The 12,927-nt window shown below is 70.4% G+C and carries 17 protein-coding genes; 10 read left to right on the forward strand and 7 right to left on the reverse strand.

The window, feature by feature from the left end; genetic code table 11:
* The 6 genes from JJQ90_RS24705 to greB all read left to right on the forward strand — a co-directional run bounded on the left by JJQ90_RS24705 (position 1) and on the right by greB (position 4,710).
* Positions 1–873 carry a D-amino-acid transaminase gene (locus JJQ90_RS24705; protein ID WP_216878957.1) on the forward strand — a complete coding sequence of 291 codons (873 nt, stop codon included), beginning with the start codon at positions 1–3 and terminating at the stop codon, positions 871–873.
* The gene (locus tag JJQ90_RS24710; protein WP_216878958.1) at positions 870–1,538 is read left to right on the forward strand and encodes an HAD family hydrolase; all 669 of its coding nucleotides are present in this window, start codon (positions 870–872) and stop codon (positions 1,536–1,538) included. The genes JJQ90_RS24705 and JJQ90_RS24710 overlap by 4 nt, the downstream gene beginning before the upstream one ends.
* A 141-nt stretch (positions 1,539–1,679) precedes the next feature.
* Positions 1,680–2,027 (forward strand): RNA chaperone Hfq, encoded by a 348-nt coding sequence (gene hfq, locus JJQ90_RS24715; RefSeq protein ID WP_216878959.1) that lies wholly within the window; start codon positions 1,680–1,682, stop codon positions 2,025–2,027.
* A 34-nt stretch (positions 2,028–2,061) separates the two neighbouring features.
* The gene (gene hflX / locus JJQ90_RS24720; RefSeq protein ID WP_216879000.1) at positions 2,062–3,360 is read left to right on the forward strand and encodes a GTPase HflX; all 1,299 of its coding nucleotides are present in this window, start codon (positions 2,062–2,064) and stop codon (positions 3,358–3,360) included.
* Positions 3,360–4,190, forward strand: a complete 831-nt coding sequence (locus JJQ90_RS24725; protein WP_216878960.1) for an inositol monophosphatase family protein — start codon at positions 3,360–3,362, stop codon at positions 4,188–4,190. Before hflX ends, JJQ90_RS24725 begins: the two co-directional genes overlap by 1 nt.
* A 58-nt stretch (positions 4,191–4,248) precedes the next feature.
* Positions 4,249–4,710, forward strand: coding sequence for a transcription elongation factor GreB (gene greB, locus JJQ90_RS24730; RefSeq protein WP_457851896.1), 462 nt, complete (start codon positions 4,249–4,251; stop codon positions 4,708–4,710).
* A gap of 300 nt (positions 4,711–5,010) precedes the next feature.
* Here the strand turns inward: greB and JJQ90_RS24735 are convergent, their stop codons facing one another.
* Genes JJQ90_RS24735 through JJQ90_RS24745 form a run of 3 tightly spaced genes read right to left on the reverse strand, consistent with a single transcriptional unit; the run spans position 5,011 to position 5,797 of the window.
* Positions 5,011–5,241 carry a cysteine rich repeat-containing protein gene (locus tag JJQ90_RS24735; RefSeq protein ID WP_216878962.1) on the reverse strand — a complete coding sequence of 77 codons (231 nt, stop codon included), beginning with the start codon at positions 5,239–5,241 and terminating at the stop codon, positions 5,011–5,013.
* A 33-nt stretch (positions 5,242–5,274) separates the two neighbouring features.
* A complete protein-coding gene (locus tag JJQ90_RS24740; protein ID WP_216878963.1) occupies positions 5,275–5,508 on the reverse strand; it encodes a hypothetical protein in 234 nt (77 codons plus the stop codon).
* Positions 5,509–5,521: 13 nt separating this feature from the next.
* A complete protein-coding gene (locus tag JJQ90_RS24745; RefSeq protein WP_216878964.1) occupies positions 5,522–5,797 on the reverse strand; it encodes a hypothetical protein in 276 nt (91 codons plus the stop codon).
* Positions 5,798–5,944: 147 nt separating this feature from the next.
* Here JJQ90_RS24745 and JJQ90_RS24750 point away from each other — a divergent pair, with 147 nt between their 5' ends.
* The 4 genes from JJQ90_RS24750 (at position 5,945) to JJQ90_RS24765 (ending at position 8,444) form a co-directional block, all read left to right on the forward strand.
* Positions 5,945–6,514, forward strand: a complete 570-nt coding sequence (locus tag JJQ90_RS24750) for a sigma-70 family RNA polymerase sigma factor (RefSeq protein ID WP_216878965.1) — start codon at positions 5,945–5,947, stop codon at positions 6,512–6,514.
* A 2-nt stretch (positions 6,515–6,516) separates the two neighbouring features.
* Entirely contained in the window at positions 6,517–6,963 is a 447-nt protein-coding gene (locus JJQ90_RS24755; protein WP_216878966.1) for a hypothetical protein, read from the forward strand.
* The gene (locus JJQ90_RS24760) at positions 6,960–7,406 is read left to right on the forward strand and encodes a periplasmic heavy metal sensor (RefSeq protein WP_216878967.1); all 447 of its coding nucleotides are present in this window, start codon (positions 6,960–6,962) and stop codon (positions 7,404–7,406) included. Before JJQ90_RS24755 ends, JJQ90_RS24760 begins: the two co-directional genes overlap by 4 nt.
* 93 nt (positions 7,407–7,499) lie before the next feature.
* Positions 7,500–8,444: a pirin family protein gene (locus tag JJQ90_RS24765; RefSeq protein ID WP_216878968.1), complete on the forward strand. Its 945-nt coding sequence runs from the start codon at positions 7,500–7,502 to the stop codon at positions 8,442–8,444.
* A gap of 8 nt (positions 8,445–8,452) precedes the next feature.
* On the opposite strand, the gene JJQ90_RS24770 is transcribed toward JJQ90_RS24765, so the two are convergent.
* The 4 genes from JJQ90_RS24770 to JJQ90_RS24785 form a co-directional block, all read right to left on the reverse strand.
* Positions 8,453–10,120 carry a radical SAM/SPASM domain-containing protein gene (locus JJQ90_RS24770; protein WP_216878969.1) on the reverse strand — a complete coding sequence of 556 codons (1,668 nt, stop codon included), beginning with the start codon at positions 10,118–10,120 and terminating at the stop codon, positions 8,453–8,455.
* A 190-nt stretch (positions 10,121–10,310) separates the two neighbouring features.
* Positions 10,311–11,111, reverse strand: coding sequence for a nucleoside triphosphate pyrophosphohydrolase (mazG, locus tag JJQ90_RS24775; protein ID WP_216878970.1), 801 nt, complete (start codon positions 11,109–11,111; stop codon positions 10,311–10,313).
* A 235-nt stretch (positions 11,112–11,346) separates the two neighbouring features.
* Positions 11,347–12,141, reverse strand: coding sequence for an MBL fold metallo-hydrolase (locus JJQ90_RS24780; protein ID WP_216878971.1), 795 nt, complete (start codon positions 12,139–12,141; stop codon positions 11,347–11,349).
* A gap of 7 nt (positions 12,142–12,148) precedes the next feature.
* Positions 12,149–12,925, reverse strand: a complete 777-nt coding sequence (locus JJQ90_RS24785) for a TatD family hydrolase (protein ID WP_216878972.1) — start codon at positions 12,923–12,925, stop codon at positions 12,149–12,151.
* Between the last annotated feature and the right edge of the window lie 2 nt (positions 12,926–12,927).

Genomic DNA, 12,927 nt, shown 5'->3' on the forward strand with positions numbered 1-12,927 from the left:
ATGTCAAAGATTGCCTATGTGAATGGTCGCTACCTGCCGCAGTCGGAGGCCTCGGTGAATATCGAGGATCGCGGCTACCAGTTCGGCGATGGCATCTATGAGGTCGTCCATCTGCATGATGGCCGCTATGTGGATGAGGATCTGCACCTCGCGCGCCTCGAACGCTCCCTGCGCGAGATCGCGCTGCCCATGCCGATGTCCCGCGCCGCGCTGTCGATGGTGCTGCGGGAAGTGGCGCAGCGGAACCGGGTGCGGGAGGGGCTGCTGTATATGCAGGTGACGCGCGGCGTGTCGCGCCGCGACCATGCCTTCCCGAGCAAGCCCGTTCCGCCGGCTTTGGTGGTGACCATCCGCCGGGTGCCGGCCTATCCCACCGATGTCGACAAGTGGCAGGCCGCCTGCATCACTTTGCCGGACCTGCGCTGGGCGCGGCGGGACATCAAGTCCGTGAACCTTCTGCCGAATTGCCTGGCCCGCCAGACGGCGCGGGAGCAGGGCGCGATCGAGGCGATCCTGTTCGACGAGAAGACCGGCATGGTGACGGAGGGGGCCGCGACCACTTTCTGGATCGTCGATGAGAACGGCGCCATCCGCACCCGCTTCCTCGACCAGGTGATCCTGCCGGGCTGCACCCGCGCCGCGCTGATGGCCGAATTGCGGACGCTGGGCATCGCCTACGACGAGCGCGAATTCTCGGTGGAGGATGTGCGGAAAGCGCGCGAGGCCTTCATCACCTCCGCCACCTCCTTCGTGAAGCCCATCACGAAGATCGACGGGCTGCCGGTGGGGGATGGCAAGGTCGGGCCGGTGGTGCGGCGGCTGTTCGAGATTTTTGCCCGGCATGTGAAGGGCGATGTGAAGAACGCGGCATGACCCGCCCCGCCTGCATCCTCTGGGACTGGGACAACACCCTGGTGGATGGCTGGGCCGCCATCCAGCACGGGCTGAACGCGACTTTTTCCGAGTTTGGCATGCCGGAATGGGACCGGGAGACGGTGCTGGCCAATGTCCGGGGGTCGCTGCGGGACACCTTTCCGGGGATGTTCGGCGCCGAATGGGAAAGGGCGCGGGATATCTTCTACACGGCTGTCCGCTCCTGCCACCTGCAAGTGCTGAACCCGATGCCGGGCGCGGCGCAGGCCATCGCGGCGGCCGCCGTCCTGGGGCCGCAGGGGGTCGTCTCCAACAAGCAGGGGCCGCTGCTGCGGGCGGAAGCGGCGCATCTCAGCTGGGCGGGACACTTCGCCACGCTGGTCGGGGCGGGGGACGCGACAGCGGACAAGCCCAGCGCTGCGCCGATCCTGATGGCGCTCGCCGCCTGCGGCGTGCCGGCCGGCCCCGCGGTCTGGTATATCGGCGACACGGTGCTGGACATGGACGCCGCGCGGGCCGCCGGCTGCACCGCCGTGCTGCTCGGCCGGGCGGCGCATGATGGCGGCGTGGCGGCGGCGCGGCCGGATCACGTATTCGATGACGGCCATGCGCTCGCGGCGTGGTTGCAACACCTTGCCAGGGCAGGGGTTGGCGAGGGAGATTAGCAGAAGCGGGCTTCCCGGCTGACGGGGCTCCGCATGCGGCATGGTCTTGATGGTGGTACGAATGCCACTTGGGCGATGCCGCTTCTCCCCGCCCATGGCCAGGCCTCCGCGCCTCGCCAAGAACAAGAAGGAACGACCCTCGTGGCCGCCGAAAAATCCCAGAACGTGCAGGACGTGTTCCTGAACCATGTTCGCAAGTCCAAGACCCCGGTGACGATCTTCCTGGTGAACGGCGTCAAGCTGCAGGGAATCATCACCTGGTTCGACAATTTCTCCGTGCTGCTGCGCCGCGACGGGCATACCCAGCTCGTCTACAAGCATGCCATCAGCACCGTGATGCCGGGCGCGCCGATCATGTTGTTCGATGCGACGGCGGCTGGCGCGGGCGCCGGGGCACCGGCACAATCCGCGGAAGGCATGGGCGCACCGGCGCGTGAGAACCGGCTGACCCTGGGGCGAGAGGTGACACCTGTCGGATCGCGCGATTAACCCGACCAGCCCGGAAGCCGGCGCTGGCCGGACGCTGAAGGAAACCCGCGACGGCCCGACCCGGGCCGCAGTGATCCTGCCCCATGACCGCACGCTGCGGGGCGCCGAGGCCGCGTCCAACCGCGCGGCGGAGGCGAAGCTGGCCGAGGCGGTGGGACTCACTGCCTCCATTGGCCTGACCATCGTCCATACGGCGATCTTCCCCCTGCGCGCCATGCGATCCTCCAGCCTGCTGGGGGAGGGTCAGGTGGCCATGGTGCATGAGGAATGCGAGCGCCACGGCGTCAGCGTGGTGGTGGTCGATGCCGCCCTGACGCCCGTGCAGCAGCGCAACCTGGAACGCGCCTGGGGTGCCAAGGTCATCGACCGCACCGGGCTGATCCTGGAGATTTTCGGCGATCGTGCCCGCACCAAGGAAGGTGCGCTTCAGGTCGAACTCGCCCATCTGTCCTACCAGCGCACCCGGCTTGTGCGGTCCTGGACCCACCTGGAACGTCAGCGCGGCGGCTTCGGCTTCCTCGGCGGTCCCGGTGAATCGCAGATCGAGATCGACCGGCGGCTGATCGACGAACGCATCATCCGGCTGAAGAAGGAGCTGGAGCAGGTGCGCCGCACCCGCGGCCTGCACCGTTCCGCCCGCGCCCGCGTGCCCTATCCGGTGGTGGCACTCGTCGGCTACACCAATGCGGGAAAATCCACGCTTTTCAATGCCCTGACCGGGGCCGGCGTCTTCGCGCAGGACCAGTTGTTCGCCACGCTGGACCCCACCATGCGGGCGATCAAGCTGCCGTCGGGCCGCACCGTCATCCTCTCCGACACCGTGGGCTTCATCTCCGACCTGCCGACCCAGCTCGTTGAGGCCTTCCGCGCGACGCTGGAGGAGGTGGCGGCGGCCGATATCATCCTGCATGTCCGCGACGCCGCGCATCCCGACAGCGCCGCCCAGCGCGCCGATGTGCTGGGCGTGCTCGGCGAGATGGCGGAGGGCGAGGATGCGGCCATGGACGAATCCTGGCCCAACCGCGTCATCGAGGTGCTGAACAAGGCCGATCTCATGGGCGGCGTGGATTCCGTGCCGGAAATCCCCGGCGCCATCGCCGTCTCCGCCTTGACGGGCGATGGGCTGGACGCGCTGCGCGACGCGCTGGATGCGCGGATGACGGCGGGCATGCAGACGGCGGAATACCGCATCGCCCCCGGCGACGGCGCCGGCCTCGCCTGGCTCTATGAGCATGGCGAGGTCCTGGGGCGGGAGGATGCGGAGGACGCGATCCGCGTCACGGTGCGCCTGACGCCGGCCGATCGGGCACGCTTCGAACAACGGGGATCCTGATGCGCTTCGATACCAAGGCTGCGCGCGACGTGGCCGCGCTGCTGCGCGACGCCACGCGGGCCGAGATCCTGCCGCGCTTCCGGCGCCTCGCCGCCGGCGATGTCCGCACCAAGTCGAGCCCGCTCGACCTGGTGACGGAGGCCGACGAGGCCGCCGAACGCATGATCGAGGCGGCGCTGCGCGCCCGCTTCCCCGGCTGCGTCGTGGTGGGGGAGGAGGCGACGGCGGCCGATGCCTCGCTGCTGTCGAAGCTGGCCGGCGCCGATCTGGCTTTCGTGGTGGACCCGGTGGATGGCACGGCGAATTTCGCCGCCGGCATGCCGCTGTTCGGCTGCATGGCGGCGGCCTTCGTGAAGGGCGAGGTGGTGGGCGGCTGGATCCATGACCCGTTGGGCGACGACACGGCCGTGGCGTTGCGCGGGGAGGGCGCCTGGTTCGAGGATGCGGAAGGCAAGCGCTTCGCCGATCTCCGCGTGGCCGCGCCGGTGCCGGTGAACCGCATGATCGGTGCCGTCTCCTGGGGTTTTCTCAAGGAACCGCAGCGGACCCAGGTGGCATCTCGCCTGCCCAACCTCGCCGGCATCGTGAACTTCCGCTGCGCCGCCCATGAATACCGGCTGGCGGCCAGCGGCCACGCCCATCTGCTGTTCTACAACAAGCTGATGCCCTGGGATCACGCGCCCGGCTGGCTGCTGCACAGGGAGGCCGGCGGCTATTCCGCGCGTTTCGACGGCAGCGATTACCGCGCCTCCGAACATGTCACCGGCGGGCTGATCTGCGCGCCGGACAAGGCTTCGTGGCAGGAAGCCCGGGACGCGCTGCTTGGCTGATGAGGAGGATGAGGGGGAGGAGGGACCGCCCGGCCTGCCCCCCGGCACGCCCTTCTACATGACCCCGGCGGGGCATGAGGCGTTGCGCGCCGAACTCCGCAAATTGTGGGACGAGGAACGGCCGAAGGTGGTCGAGATCGTCTCCTGGGCCGCCGGCCTCGGCGACCGGTCGGAGAATGCCGACTACCAATATGGCAAGCGCCGCCTGCGCCAGATCGACGGCCGCGTGCGCTTCCTTCGCAAGCGGCTGGAACGGGTGCAGGTGGTGGACCCGGCGGCGCAGACGCGGCGCGATCAGGTCTTCTTCGGCGCCACCGTCACCTATGCCCGGGCTTCCGACGATGCCGAGGTGACCATCACCATCGTCGGCGTGGATGAGGCCGACAGCGCCGCGGGCCGCATCTCCTGGGTCGCACCCATCGCCCGCGCGCTGCTGGGCGCGCGGGTCGGTGACACCCGCAGGCTCCGCACCCCGGCGGGGGCGGAGGAGATCGAGGTGGTGGCGATCGCCTATCCGTGACCTACCGGCTGCGCGCCCAGCTCCGGGAATAGGCCCGGCCGTTCGGGCCGGTGGCGCTGCGGCTGCCGCTCCACTGGCCCGGTGCGCCACGGGTGACCTGGCCTTGGCGCGAAGCGGTTTGCCCCTGCGGACCCGTCACGCTGCCGCTGCGGCTGCAGGTGCCATCCGCGCAACCCGCCGACCGGCTTCCGGTCCATGTGCCCTTCGGCGTCGTCACGCTGCCGGACTGTTCCCAGGCGCCCGCCGCTGGCGCGACCAGCATTGTGGCGGCGGCGAGGACAAGAATGCGGCGCATGGCGCTCACCGGCCCGGCAACCGCGACAGGGCGTCGCGGCAGGGTTGCGACAATTGGGCGGCGTTCTGGCGCAGGCAGGCCAGGATGCGGCCCTCGCCGCGCGGCGTATTGGCGCAATGGCTGCGGTAGTCGGCGGAACAGGCCTGCATCAGGGCACGCTGCCCCTGTTGCTGGGCGGCGGCGGGAAGGGCGGCTGCGGCCAGCAGCAGCGTGGCGAGGATCAGCTTGCGTGACATCTCGATCTCCTTTCAGGAACGGGGCCTTGGGCCTTACCAGCGTCGGATGACGACCGGGCCGCGCACCACCACGGGCGGGCGGACGACGACGGGGCGCGGCACCACCACCACGGGCGGTCGCACCACGACCGGACGCGGCACCACCACCACGGGGGCCTTCCGGACAACGACCGTTGGCGCGGGGGCGATGACATAGGCCTGCGCGGAGGCCAGGCCGGGCAGGGCGACCAGGGCTGTCAGGATCGGCAGAATGGCGAGGCGAGGCATGGCGACGTCTCCTTCATGTCCGCATGGGCGCCGCTTCGGGCGGCGCCGGCGGGGGTGGTGGCAGGACGGGCGGGCCTTCGACGGACTCCGGCAAGGCTGGCGGGGCGCAGGTCAACGGCGGCGCCACGCCCAGCAGGCGCCAGGACTGGCCACGGCTGCGCCAGGCCAGGCCGGACTCGAGGTCCAGGGTCAGGCATTCCACGTTCTGGCCACTGCAGGCCGCCAGCGGCAGCAATGCGGTCAGCCAGGCGCGCCGGCGGGTGGTGAGGGGGGTGATGCGATGTGTCATCGGCGGTGATACGCGGCCGCCGGGCAAAGTCGCCGCGACCGGCGCGCCGATTTTTCGTCACCAGGGCGCGACGATTCCGCCGATCCCGGCCGTATCACCCCGCAGGACATGCGAGGATCGGGCCGATGCGGGCAAAGCGGGATGGGCGTGACGGCTGAATGGGTCTCCAGCCCCGTGCCGGCAGAACCCGCCGAGGCGGAGCTGATGCGGCGCGTCGCGGCGGGGGAGGAGGCCGCCTTCCGGCTGCTCGCGGAACGCCACACGCCCGCCTTGCTGCGCTTCACCGACCGCATGCTCCGCAACAGGGCGGAGGCGGAGGAAGTGGCGCAGGAGGTGCTGTTTCGGCTCTGGCGCCAGGCCGCGCGCTTCGATCCGGACCGCGCGCGGCTCGGCACCTGGCTGCACGCCATCGCCTGGCGGCTGTGCCTCGACAGGCTGCGCCGGCGCGGTGCCGACCTGCCATTGGACGCGGCGGCGGAGGCGGCCGATGCCGCGCCCTCGCCCCTGGAGGCCAGCAGCCGCCGCGCCGACCTGGCGGCGTTGGAGACGCATCTCGCGGCCCTGCCGCATCGCCAGCGCGCCGCGCTGACATTGTTCTATCACCAGGAGATGGAGGGGCCGGAGGCCGCCGCCGCGCTGCGGCTGGACCTGCGGGCCTTCTGGTCGCTGCTGCGCCGGGGCCGGGCGGCGCTGCGCGCGCGAATGCAGGGAGGCTGAGCATGCACATCAACGATTTCGCCGGGATGCTCGACACCTACGGCACCGACCCGGCGCGATGGCCCCCCGCGCAGCGCGCCGCCGCCCTGGCGCTGCGGGACCGCGACCCGGCCGCCCGCGCCGCCTGGGTGGAGGCTGCACGGCTGGAGGCGCTGCTGCGCGCGAGGCCGGAGGAAACCCCCGCCGACCGCCTGCGCGCCGCCGCGGTGATCGCCGCCAGCCTGGCCCGCATCCGGGCGGCGGAGGCGCGGCGCGTGGCGGGGATCTGGCCGCGGATCTGGCAGGAATGGCGCTGGCTGCTGGCCCGGCCGGTCGGGGTGGGGCTGGCCGGGATGGTGCTGGCGGGCTGGTTCGCGGGGCAGGGGGTGCCCTTGCCGCCTTCCGGCGATGCGCTGCTGGATCTGCTGCTGACCGAACCCCTGGCCCTGTTCGAGGATGACGCCCCATGACCGGCCTGACCCGCCTGCGGCTGGTGCTGCTCGCCTCGCTCGGGCTGAACCTGTTCGCCGGCGCCTATTTCGCCGCCCAGGCCTGGCGCGGCGCGCTCCCGTTGGAGACCGCCGGCCTGGCGCTGGAACTGGGCGACCGGCCGCTGCTGCGGCTGATGCAGGCGCTGCCGGAGGCGGATGCCGACAGGCTGCGCCAGGCCTTCGCGCCGCGTCGCGGCCAGGTGATGGCGCAGTTCATGGCGCAGCGGGATGCCCTGGCCGCGGTGCGGCGGGAGCTGACCCGCGACCAGCCCGACCCCGGCGCGCTGGGCCGCGCGATCGAGACGGTGCAGCAGGGCCGTGCCGCCCTGGCCCAAAGCCTTGCCGCGCTGCTGATGGAGGCGGCACCCGGCATGTCGCCGGAAGGGCGGCGGGTGCTGGCGGAGTTCCGCCTCGCGCGCTGATGCGATTTGCGGATGGTGGTCATCCCGGGCGATGATTCGCCCTCCAGGTGCCGCCGGTCCATCTGGTGCATCGACCCATCGGGAGAAAGCGCCATGTCCACCATCACCGACCCGACCAACCCGCTGCCCCAGGGCATCGAGACCGTCATCCTGCCGCGCACCCATGACATCGGCGGCTTCGAGGTGCGGCGCGCCTTGCCGGCCAAGGAACGCCAGATGGTCGGCCCCTTCATCTTCTTCGACCAGATGGGCCCTGGTGAGTTCCTGACCGGCACCGGCGTCGATGTCCGCCCGCATCCGCATATCGGCCTGTCCACCGTCACCTATCTGTTCGAGGGCGAGATCGAGCATCGCGACAGCCTCGGCACCGAACTGGCCATCGCGCCCGGCGACGTGAACTGGATGACGGCGGGGCAGGGCATCGTCCATTCCGAGCGGACCGCGAAGCCGCGCCGCGTGGCGCCGCATCGCCTCTCCGGTATCCAGTCCTGGGTGGCGCTGCCGAAATCGCATGAGGAGGCGGCGCCCGCCTTCGTCCATCACGGCGCGGCCCAGCTGCCGACCCTGGATGCGGAGGGTGTGAAGCTGCGGCTGGTGGCCGGCGAGGCCTGGGGCATCGCCTCTCCGGTCGCGACGCCGAGCGAGCTGTTCTACGCGGATGCGGTGCTGGCGCCCGGCGCGCAGGTGCCGATGCCGGACCATCAGGAGGAACGCGGCGCCTATGTCTTCTCCGGCAGCGTCGAGGTGGCGGGCCAGGTGTTCGAGGCCGGCCGCATGCTCGTCTTCCGCGCCGGCGACCGGATGTCGCTGAGGGCCGGGCCGCTCGGCGCGCGGCTGCTGCTGCTGGGCGGTGCCAGCATGGACGGGCCGCGCTACCTGTTCTGGAATTTCGTCAGCTCCTCGCGGGAGCGGATCGAGCAGGCCAAGGCCGACTGGAACCGCGACCGCTTCGGCGCCCCGGTGCCGGGCGAGACGGAGTGGATTCCGCTGCCCGAGAAGAAGGTGGTCCGGGCCGGGGAGGGGGCGCCGACCAGCTGAGGGTCAGCTCAGGCGACCACCGTCTGCGGGTCGCCATAGCAGAGCCGGCAGGTTTCCCGCTCGGCATGGCGCCCCGCGGCGAAGAGGTCGAGCACCTCGCGCCGGGCGGGGGACAGGAGGGTGTCGATCAGGCTGTCCCGGGCCAGATTGCCGACCGGCTCGCGCCGCTCGAAATCCATGCAGCAGATCGTCACCGTGCCGTCGCAATCGACGATCAGGCAGTCGGAGACCTGTTCCGGCCGGCAGCGGATCGGGCTGGCGCCGAGGCTCAGCCGGTCGAAGGTGGTGCGGTCGCGGCTGCACCGGCTGCTCAGGCCATCGAAGGCCACGCCATTGGCGCCACGCTCCATGAACCAGGCGCGGATCGCCGGCAACTCCGCCAGGTTGAGCCGGCTGACCGGGACGCTGACATAGACCTTGCCGGGGAAGTCCCGCAGGATCGCCTCCACCTTCGGCAGCACCCGCTCCAACCGCAAGGGCGCCATCAGCTTCCCGTAGATATCCGGCACCAGGGATTCCAGGTGCACGGCGATCTGGCTCACACTGTCGAACAGGGCGCGGTGCCGCTGCGGGTTGTAGGCGGCGCCATTGGTGTTCACCGAGATGGCCACCTCCGGAAACAGCTCCCGCGCCAGCCTGGCGCGTTGCACGACCATGGGGTCGACCAGCCCATCGCCCCAGAGACCCAGGGATATCTGCCCGCGGACGGAAAAATGATGCTCCGCCATCTGTCGAAGGATGCCCTCGAACAGGGGCATCGGCATCGGGTGGCGCGGGGCGTGCGCGGTCTCCGCCTTGTTGGTCGGGCAATGGATGCAGGAGGCGTTGCAGGTCCCGGTTGTTCCGAAGCAGACGAAATCGAAGGCGGCGGGCAGGTCCTCCGCCCGCACGCCGCGCTCGGCCGCGATCCGCCGGCGAATGCCGAGGTTCATGCGGCCGCGCAGATCCCGCATGGCCTTCCAGGCACGAGGATTGGCGTGGTGCCGCTTCAGGGTCGCGTCCAGCCGGGTGAAGGCGGCCTCCAAAGCGCCATCGTCACGCTCCACCAGGGCCAGTACTGTCTCGGCCTGAGGCTGGCCAGGGGACAGGGCGAGCGCCTGGCGGCAGGCGGCCGCGGCGGCGCTGCGTGATCCCGTCGCGTAGAGTCGCTCGGCCAGCCCGGCGAGCACCACGGCATCCGCCGGCGCCTCGGCTGTGGCGGCCAAGTAGTGCGATGCGGCCTTGTCCTGGTCGCCGTGGGCGAGGGTGGCTTCGCCCGCCTGCCAGGCCTCGTCGAATCCCCGGCGCTCAAGCTCCGCGATCGCGTTGGAAAGGCGCGGATCCGCGCCGCGGGCCGCGGCGGCACGCAGCAGCTTCAGGCCCTGCATCCTGTCGCCATGGTGGCCCAGCAGATGGCCGAGATGCAGTGCCGCCTCGATGCCCTCGGGCGCCAGATGCAGTGCCGCGCGATAGGCCGCGATGGCACCCGCTGCATCGCCCAGGGTCTTCAGCGCATGGCCCTGCTGGATGTGGATCGGTGCGTGTTTCGCATCCAGTGCCAGGGCGGCCCCATAGGCTGCGGCCGCCGCCGCCCAGTCCTGCCGGTCACGGGCCGCGTTGCCGGCCCGGACCAGCGCCGCGAAGCGTCGCTGGCGTGGGACCAGGCGCTTCCACAAGCGGCGGAGGCTGACGGCCATGCGGTTGGCTCCGTGTCGTGCACCGCAATGAATGAATGCGCGATTGCAGCGCCGCAACCCAAATTCGCCACAGCGAGCGTGTTCCCCCTCCGTTCCAGAGGTCCTGGTGCCGTCCAGGCATATCGGCGTGAGGGCGTAGTACTACAAAAGAGCGATGTAGTTTTGCTACATCCTGAATATCTGGCGGCCATCAGCCTTTCTCCGCTGCCTTCACCGCCTGCCATTCCGCCTCCATCGCCGCCAGCCCGGTATCGGCGGGCGCCAGGCCCTGCGTGGCCAAGCGGCCTTCCACGGCCCGGAAACGGCGCTCAAACTTGGCATTGGCGCCGGCGAGGCATTGCTCCGGGTCGAGATCCAGCTTGCGGGCCAGATTCACCATGACGAAGAACAGGTCGCCCAGCTCATCCGCCTGGCGGGCCTTGTCCATGGCAGGCAGCTCCGCCCGCAGCTCCGCCGCTTCCTCCTCCAGCTTGTCCAGCACCTGATTGGCATCCGGCCAGTCGAAGCCGACGCGGGCGGCGCGGCGGGAGATCTTGAGCGCGCGGGTGAGGGCGGGCAGGCCCACGGGGATGCCGGCCAGCGTGCCGGTTTCGGCGCGGGCGGCGCGCTCGGCTTCCTTCTGCACCTCCCAGGCCGCGTTCTGCAGGACGGCGTCGCGGGCGGCGGCCTCGCCGAACACATGCGGATGGCGGCGGATCATCTTGGCGGCGATGGTCTCCGCCACCTGGGCGAAGCCGAAATGCCCGGATTCGGCGGCCATCTGGGCGTGGTAGACGACCTGGAACAGCAGGTCGCCCAGCTCATCCAGAAGCTGGGGAAAGTCCGGGCCACGGGCGATGGCATCCGCGACCTCATAGGCTTCCTCGATGGTGTAGGGCGCGATGGAGGCGAAATCCTGCACCCGGTCCCAGGGGCAGCCATCCGGGGCGCGCAGCCGGACCATGATGTCGAGAAGCCGCGTCAAAGCGGCAGCGGGATCGGTGGGCGGCATGGCGGGCGACTCTCCGGGGAAGGCCGCCATCCTGGCCCAGGCCGATCAATCCCCAAACCCGCGCGGCGTTATCCCCACGCCTTATCCCCATGTCTGATTGTCGCATAAGGAATATTATGGAAAAAACAGACATGGGGATAAGCCTGGGATCAACTCGGGCACTTCATGTGGATTGGCAGGACGAAAGCCTCGTCACCCGGGTCTAACTTGGGGTGTGCTGGAACGGAGGGTGAACTCAGCCCTCCGCGATCTCCAGCACCATCCCATCATGCCCCGGCTCCACACCCGCCGGCAGCAAGCGGCGCAATTCACAAAAATCCATGTCGGTGCCCATATGCGTCAGCACCGTCCGCCGCGGCCGCAGCCGCGCCACCCAGTCCAGCATCTGGTCCAGCCCGGCATGCACCGGATGCGGCCGGCGCTGGAAACAGCCGACCACCCAGGTGTCCAGACCCTCCAGCGCCGCCAGGCTCTCTTCCGGCAGCGCCACCACATCGGTGGAATAGGCGAAGCGGCCGATCCGGAAGCCCAGCGTCTCCATAACCCGGTGGTCCTGGCGCAGGACCCGCACCGGGATGCCGGCCATCTCCACGGTTTCGCCAGGTGCCACCATTCGGGCGGTCAGCGCCGGGCGGAAGAAGCCGGGCGGCGTCGGCGGGCGGAAGGCGTAGTCGAAACGCTGGCCGAGCAGCGCCAGCGTCATCTCATCGCCGAAGGCGTCCAGCGCCGTGCCCCGCAGCCGGTTGATGATGCGCAGGTCGTCCGCGCCCAGCACATGATCCGCATGGGCATGGGTGAAGGCCACCGCATCGATCGTTGCGATTCCGGCGGAAAGAAGCTGCTGGCGGAGGTCCGGCCCGGCATCGATCAGCAGCCGCCGCCCGGCCGCATCCTCGACCAGCGCGGAGGTCCTGGTCCGCCGGTTGCGCGGCTCCGCCGGGTCGCAGACGCCCCAGTCGCCGCGCCCATCCGGCCCGCCGAGCTGCGGCACCCCGGCCGAACCGCCGCAGCCCAGCAGCGTCACGCGCATCGCCGCGCTACCGCGCCCGGTTGAACAGGCGGTGGAAATTGCCGGTGGTCAGCTCCGCCAGCGCGGCGATGCCGAGCCCCCTCACCTCCGCCAGCTTCGCCGCCGTATGCACCACATAGGCCGGCTCGCACCTTTTGCCGCGCAGGGGAACCGGCGCGAGGTAGGGGCTGTCCGTCTCCACCAGCAGCCGGTCCGCCGGCGTCTCGGCGGCCACCGCGCGGATGGCGTCCGACTTCGGGAAGGTCAGCATGCCGCTGAAGGAGATATAGCCCCCCAGCGCCACCGCCCGCCGCGCCAGCTCCGCGCCGGAGGAGAAGCAATGCAGCAGGAAGGGAAACTTTCCGAGCGCATCCTCCTCCTCGAGGATCGTTGCGATATCCGCATCCGCATCGCGGGCATGGATCACCAGCGGCAGGCCGGACTGCCGGGCGGCCGCGATGTGCCGCCGGAAGCCGAGCTGCTGCACGTCGCGCGGCGCCTTGTCGTAGAAATAGTCGAGGCCGCTTTCGCCGAGGCCCACCACGCGCGGATGATCCGCCTCGGCCAGGATTTCCCCGAGTTCCGGCACCGGCGCCTCGCCGGCGTTCTGCGGATGGACGCCGACCGTGCAGAACACGCCCTCATACCGATCCGCGATCGCCCGCACCGTGGCGGCCTGCTCGCCGAGGCGGGTGCCGATGGAGACCATCACCCCCACGCCGGCCGCCTTGGCCCGCGCCACGACATCTTCCTGCTCCGTCCCCACGAAATGATCGAGGTGGCAGTGGCTGTCGACGATCAGCATGG

This window comes from Falsiroseomonas oleicola (assembly GCF_019029495.1).
Taxonomy (GTDB): Bacteria; Pseudomonadota; Alphaproteobacteria; order Acetobacterales; family Acetobacteraceae; genus Falsiroseomonas; species Falsiroseomonas oleicola.

Coding starts and splice junctions, on each gene's coding strand:
- JJQ90_RS24745 (WP_216878964.1), bottom strand. CDS start 5,797: ATGACACATCGCATCACCCCCCTCACCACCCGCCGGCGCGCCTGGCTG.
- greB (WP_457851896.1), top strand. CDS start 4,249: ATGACCCCGGCGGGGCATGAGGCGTTGCGCGCCGAACTCCGCAAATTG.
- JJQ90_RS24765 (WP_216878968.1), top strand. CDS start 7,500: ATGTCCACCATCACCGACCCGACCAACCCGCTGCCCCAGGGCATCGAG.
- mazG (WP_216878970.1), bottom strand. CDS start 11,111: ATGCCGCCCACCGATCCCGCTGCCGCTTTGACGCGGCTTCTCGACATC.
- JJQ90_RS24780 (WP_216878971.1), bottom strand. CDS start 12,141: ATGCGCGTGACGCTGCTGGGCTGCGGCGGTTCGGCCGGGGTGCCGCAG.
- JJQ90_RS24770 (WP_216878969.1), bottom strand. CDS start 10,120: ATGGCCGTCAGCCTCCGCCGCTTGTGGAAGCGCCTGGTCCCACGCCAG.
- JJQ90_RS24735 (WP_216878962.1), bottom strand. CDS start 5,241: ATGTCACGCAAGCTGATCCTCGCCACGCTGCTGCTGGCCGCAGCCGCC.
- JJQ90_RS24760 (WP_216878967.1), top strand. CDS start 6,960: ATGACCGGCCTGACCCGCCTGCGGCTGGTGCTGCTCGCCTCGCTCGGG.
- JJQ90_RS24725 (WP_216878960.1), top strand. CDS start 3,360: ATGCGCTTCGATACCAAGGCTGCGCGCGACGTGGCCGCGCTGCTGCGC.
- JJQ90_RS24705 (WP_216878957.1), top strand. CDS start 1: ATGTCAAAGATTGCCTATGTGAATGGTCGCTACCTGCCGCAGTCGGAG.
- JJQ90_RS24785 (WP_216878972.1), bottom strand. CDS start 12,925: ATGCTGATCGTCGACAGCCACTGCCACCTCGATCATTTCGTGGGGACG.
- JJQ90_RS24710 (WP_216878958.1), top strand. CDS start 870: ATGACCCGCCCCGCCTGCATCCTCTGGGACTGGGACAACACCCTGGTG.
- JJQ90_RS24740 (WP_216878963.1), bottom strand. CDS start 5,508: ATGCCTCGCCTCGCCATTCTGCCGATCCTGACAGCCCTGGTCGCCCTG.
- JJQ90_RS24755 (WP_216878966.1), top strand. CDS start 6,517: ATGCACATCAACGATTTCGCCGGGATGCTCGACACCTACGGCACCGAC.